Annotated in this window: 3 protein-coding genes and 2 pseudogenes; 3 read left to right on the top strand and 2 right to left on the bottom strand. The window is 47.1% G+C overall.

From position 1 onward, the window contains the following. Positions 1-145, top strand: a 145-nt coding sequence (locus A3GG_RS13245; protein WP_156808717.1) for a transposase, incomplete at its 5' end; no start/stop codon positions are given. A gap of 4 nt (positions 146-149) precedes the next feature. Here A3GG_RS13245 and A3GG_RS12545 read toward each other — a convergent pair. Further along, positions 150-1721: pseudogene (locus A3GG_RS12545) on the bottom strand (TonB-dependent receptor plug domain-containing protein); the annotation flags it as partial. 201 nt (positions 1722-1922) lie between these two features. On the opposite strand from A3GG_RS12545, the gene A3GG_RS0111315 reads away from it, so the two are divergent. Next, positions 1923-3668, top strand: coding sequence for an ABC transporter ATP-binding protein (locus A3GG_RS0111315; RefSeq protein ID WP_018359395.1), 1746 nt, complete (start codon positions 1923-1925; stop codon positions 3666-3668). A gap of 3 nt (positions 3669-3671) precedes the next feature. Beyond that, complete coding sequence (locus A3GG_RS0111310; RefSeq protein ID WP_018359394.1) at positions 3672-5369, top strand: ABC transporter ATP-binding protein; 1698 nt, start codon at positions 3672-3674, stop codon at positions 5367-5369. An 88-nt stretch (positions 5370-5457) separates the two neighbouring features. On the opposite strand, the pseudogene A3GG_RS12540 reads toward A3GG_RS0111310, so the two are convergent. After that, positions 5458-5622: pseudogene (locus tag A3GG_RS12540) on the bottom strand (IS982 family transposase); the annotation flags it as partial.

Genomic DNA, 5622 nt, shown 5'->3' with positions numbered 1-5622 from the left:
ACGGCTATCAACCGCCAAAGTGGAGGGAATAAACAATAAGATTAAAGTGATGAAGAGAAATGCTTACGGATATAGAGATGATGAATATTTCAAACTAAGGCTTTTTGCTCTACATGACTGCCGTATCACACGAAATGTCGGATGAACCTCTTTTTCTTCGGCGCTTCGATTATCTCATAAGAGGTCAAGTCCTCTATCTCGGAATGGAGATGGAAATACTTTGCTGAGAACATATTCGTCAGTTTCCTATCGAAGAGTTTCGCTTCCCAAGTCAAGCCCGAGACAACACTGGTCTTTTTGCTTGGAAATCCTCCGATAATAAACCCTGCGTGCTGACTTGCAATGTCATCGCTTGGTTGTCTTCGGGCATAGTTAATAAGCGTGTTCAGGTTCAAACTGTGATTGGTGGACAATTTGTAATCAAGGTTGATACGTTCGTTGATTTCCAAACCTTTGTCGTTTGAGTTGTGAGGAACGTCCCCCGTTTCTCCCTGTCCGTTTGGGCTCGGATATATATTTCCCTCAAAATCGTGATTAACTCGTGCCGTATCCACAAAAATGTTCGTCGTATGCGAGAGGGAGAAATGCGACTCGAAGTTAAGTCGATTGTTCAGTATTCCGCTTTTAATCAGTTTGTTTTCGAGCATAAACATCCCGGATTTGTTTTCAGCGTGCTGGATATTCTTCAATACTCCTTGTATCTCATTGAAACGGTTGTAATACCCGAACTCGGTACTAATCTCATCGAACCAAAGTTTTGTAAAAGCGACTTTCCCTTTCAGCATATACGAACGAAAACGGTCGTGGTTACGCTTCACCAACAGGTTTTCTCTTTCGGGAACTCTAAATGAGTAATCATTCTTTGCAGAAGTATAATACCCTCCCGCACCGAGCAAAATACCGCTCTTGGGAAAGTTCTTGCGCGAGAAGACACTTCCCTTGTGTGTCTGGTAAGAACCTAATTCATACGAGGCATCCAAATAGTCCGTACTGAACTCCTTCGTGACGATATTGACGGCACCACCCAAGCCATCGCAACCGAAACGTGCAGGGATAATGCTTTTATAGACCTCTATCCGTTCGATAATGTCTATCGGAATTTCATCAAGCGAAAAGGTTCCGTCCGAAGTATTCATCGGAATACCATCCCAAAGGATTTGAATGCGGTTTCCTTCCAATCCGTGAACAATAATTCTCGAACTGCTCCCCAAACCACCGGTCTGCCCGACTTTCAAGCCGATGGTCTTGTTCAAGATGGTTTCTAAAGAAACAGAGCGACCTTGCAATTCCTTAGCGTTTATTACTGAAACTGCTTCGGGCGACTCTCTAATAACCTGTGCTTTTGTTTTTCCGAAGACTACCACATTTGCCAATTCCGTCGATTCCGGACGTAACTTCAGGGTATGACGCTTCACATTTGTCGTAATCGTGTCGGTAATTGTCTGGTAACCTACGTAACTTACCCTTAGTACAAGTTTTTGATGGACAGGCGTATTTAGTTTCGCCACTCCTTTTCTATTTGTGGTTGTACCGTTCTTATACGAAGGTTCGTTCAGACCTTTCCATTGCACCGTGGCAAATTCTATACTGTTACCATTCTCTGCATCAATAACTTTTATTTCGATGGAATGTTGTTGTGCAAACATCGGATAAGCCCACAGCAATAGGATGCTGACGATGAGCATTCTTTTGTATAAATGAACTATTGAGTTGCTTGACATATCTTATCTGTTTATGAAAACTCGTACAAAATTACCCACCTATAAAACAGATAAATAACCCTACTATTCACACTTATACCCCTATTGAGTTTTATATGTGTCAAGTTATCGTTTTCGGGCAGTGTAATGCTCATTCGGGTTATTTTACCCCTGTGCGTCTCCGTACTTTTGCATCTTAGAAAATCAAAACGATACAGATGTATGGATAAACAAAAAATCAAGCCTCTCGATGAGGAACGGGAGAGTCGCAGCCTGCTCTCCAATGCGGTGGTCATACTGCATCTTGTTTTCGGCACACTGCCCCTATTGCTCGTGGTGTGGGCAGTGGACAGGCTGATGAGCGGAACGCTCACTTCTACAATGATTTGGATTGTCGGGGCGGCGATGGTGTTGTTCACCCTGCTTCGCGGAATGTTCTACGGAATGGCGATCTGGCGGGCGCACCGCTCGGCTTACAACGCCCTCACACGATTGAGAATGCGCATTGTTAGCCACTTGCAACGGCTGCCGCTCGGCTTCTTTCAGGAGCGGAAGGTGGGCGACTTGGTGAACATCATTAACCACGACGTGGAGCAAATCGAGATTTATCTGGCACACGGACTGCCCGAAATCCTATCGGCAACGCTTTTCCCCACCTTGCTATGGGGAATTGTTATGGTATTGGATTGGCGGCTGGGGCTGGCACTCATATCGCTGCTACCCTTGGCGTTTCTCTTGCAAATGGCTGTCAAAACGCTTTGGGGCAAGAGCTTCCAACACTTTATGGAAAGTACGCAGAAGATGTCGGAAGACCTCCTGGAATACGTGGCTACAATACCGGTTATCAAAGCATTTAGCCACGAAGAGACCCGAACAGAGCGAGTTCTCGGTGGTATGCGCGATTATATCCGTTGGGTGAAACGGAGTATGTTCAGCGTTACCGTACCAATGACGCTTATCACGATGTTCTTGGAGGGCGGTATCGTGGTGATGACACTTGTCGGGCTATGGCTGATGAGTTCGGGCGAACTCACCGTGGCACGTTTTATTCTTGCCCTAATATTGGGCGGGCTGTTCTCGTCCACCTTTGCCAAACTGGCTACGTTCCAGCATTTCAAGATTGTCTATGGTCAGTCGTTGGCGAGGGTTCAGTCAATTACCGAAATACCTGCAAAGGATACGGCAGACAGGGATATGGATGCTATGCAGACCGATGTCAGTTTCGAGCACGTTACATTCGCCTACCCGAATAAGAAAGACAGTGCGTTATCCGATGTCTGTTTGCAATTCCCCAAGGGCAGCCATACGGCTATCGTGGGCGAATCGGGATCAGGCAAAAGCACACTGGCAAACCTAATGATGGGTTTCTGGCAACCGCAGTCCGGAACCGTTCGACTTGGCTGCGAGAACCTTGCGGAACTCTCCGAACGTAACATTGCCGATTTCTTCTCGATGGTGCAACAGGAGGTATTTCTTTTCAATACAAGCATTCGGGACAATATCCGTATCGGCAAGCCCTCCGCCACACAAGAGGAGGTGGAAACAGCTGCACGACGTGCACGCATTCACGATTTTATTACGGGGTTACCCAATGGTTACGATACATTGGCGGGTGAAGCGGGCGTAAAATTCTCCGGCGGAGAGAAGCAGCGCATTTCCATTGCACGGATGTTGCTCAAAGACTCGCCGATTGTCATTCTCGATGAAGCTACCGCCGCATTGGACGGGGAGAACGAGAAACTCATTCAAGAAGCTCTTGATGAATTGCAGCGTAACAAGACCGTCATCACCATCGCCCATCGACTCAACACCATTCAGGATATGGAACGCATCGTTGTGATGGACAAAGGGCAGGTCGTGGCGATGGGAACACATAGTGAACTGATAGACAACTGCCCACTATACCGCAATATGACGGAAACGCAGGAGCAGGTAAGTAAATGGCAACTGAAAGAAGAGGGGGTATAAATAATGGTACGCAATATACTGAATGAACTGACCGCTCGCGGAGTGCGGCACCTGATAATCTCCGCACTGTTTTTCGTGGTTTATGCCCTTTGTGGAACGGCAATTATGCTTACCGTCCTTTTCCTCATCGATCGCTATATATCGGGCGAAAGCGTTTCGCTCGTTTCGGCAGCGTGGATACTCGGTGGTCTGCTGGTTTTGAAAACCATATCCAATGCCATAGCCGATATGAGCAAACACTTTGCCGGCTTCGATCTCGTGGAGCGCATCCGTGAGAAGATCATCTTGAAACTGAAAATGTTCTCACTCGGTTTCTATACCAATGAGCGTCTGGGCGAAATAAGCACCGTCATACACAAAGACGTGGATAATATGGAAATGGTGGTAGGGCATCTTTGGACACGAATGTCCGCTGATTTCATCGTGGCGCTGATACTCGGCATCGGGCTGTTCTGTGTGGACCGGAGAATGGGATTGGCGATGATTGCCATCCTTCCTATTGCCCTCTTCTCCCTGTATCGGGGCATTCGTTCGGGAATGAAAGCACAAGAGGAGGCACAAGAAAATCTGGCGGATATGGTCAGCCTTTTCGTGGAATATGTCAAGGGCATACCTGTACTGAAAATATTCGGAGGAAAAGGAATGTTCCGTGACAGGCTTGATCGTTCCGTGAGTGAGTTCGGGGAGTGCAGCAAGAAGACCTCAGGGTTGGCGGCTGTAAGCGTGGGCAGATATGCTTTTTTCATAGAGCTGGCTTTCGCACTGATGGCAACGCTCGGTCTTTGGTGGACTTGGCGCGGTGAACTTTCCCTTTTCGCTTACCTGATGTTCGTAATCGTCTCGAAGGAGTTCTACAAACCTTTTGTCAATATGGAGAGTCATTGGCTGAACTACATCAAGGTAAAGGACAGCTACGGACGCATTTCCCGTTTGCTGGATGCACCTATTATTGTCAACCCTGAACAACCTAAAACGACGAAACGCTTCGATCTCTCATTTGAAAACATAGGTTTCCACTACGAAAAAGAGGGTTTTGAGATGAAAGATCTCACGTTCCATGTTCCCGAAGGAACAGTAACGGCACTTGTTGGCTCGTCAGGTTCGGGCAAAACGACCATTACTAACCTATTACTTCGTTTCTGGGAACCACAGACCGGGAGCATCCGCATCGGTGGTATAGACATTCGAGAAATAGACTACGATTATCTGCTCGGCAAAATCAGTGTGGTAATGCAGAACGTCATTCTCTTTTCCGATACCATTGCCAATAACATCAAAGTAGGCAACCGCAATGCCACACAGGCGGAAATCGAGGAAGCCGCACGTCGGGCGATGATACACGACTTCATCGTCAGTCTGCCCGATGGTTATGAAACGATAATCGGAGAGAACGGCTTGGGGTTGTCGGGCGGACAGAAGCAACGCCTCTCCATCGCCCGTGCCTTCCTCAAGGATGCTCCCATCCTCCTGTTGGACGAAATAACAAGCAATGTCGATCCCGTCAATGAGTACAGGATACAGCAGGCGATGTCCGCCCTTATCCGAAACCGCACAGTCTTGGTCATTGCCCACCACCTGCAAACCATCCGCAATGCCCATCAGATCATCGTGATGGACAAGGGACGGCTTATGGAGAAAGGCACGCACGCCGAACTCGAAGCCCAAGGTGGAATGTATTGCAAATTGCTGTCTATGCAATAAGCTCGTAACAAGCAACAGGCAGAAAAAATACTCTTTACTGCCTGTTGCTTGTTCAAACGAATTGTCGTTAATTTAACGTGAGTTCGACCTAAGCGATGGCGATTTCGTTAGGCTTTCTAATAATTTCCAAATTTAGCTCAGGTTTCTTGGGCATTAGGTTATAAGCAATTAAGCCACTGACGAGATTGACGACAAAGTTATTCACACATCTATGCCTTGTATGTTCGATTTGACAGACGTTCTTGAGCAAGTC

This window comes from Porphyromonas levii DSM 23370 (genome assembly GCF_000379925.1).
GTDB classification, from domain to species: Bacteria; Bacteroidota; Bacteroidia; order Bacteroidales; family Porphyromonadaceae; genus Porphyromonas_A; species Porphyromonas_A levii.
Note: the sequence above shows the minus strand (reverse complement) of the source record. Positions and strands in the feature narration are given on the sequence as shown.

Coding starts and splice junctions, on each gene's coding strand:
- A3GG_RS0111310 (WP_018359394.1), top strand. CDS start 3,672: ATGGTACGCAATATACTGAATGAACTGACCGCTCGCGGAGTGCGGCAC.
- A3GG_RS0111315 (WP_018359395.1), top strand. CDS start 1,923: ATGGATAAACAAAAAATCAAGCCTCTCGATGAGGAACGGGAGAGTCGC.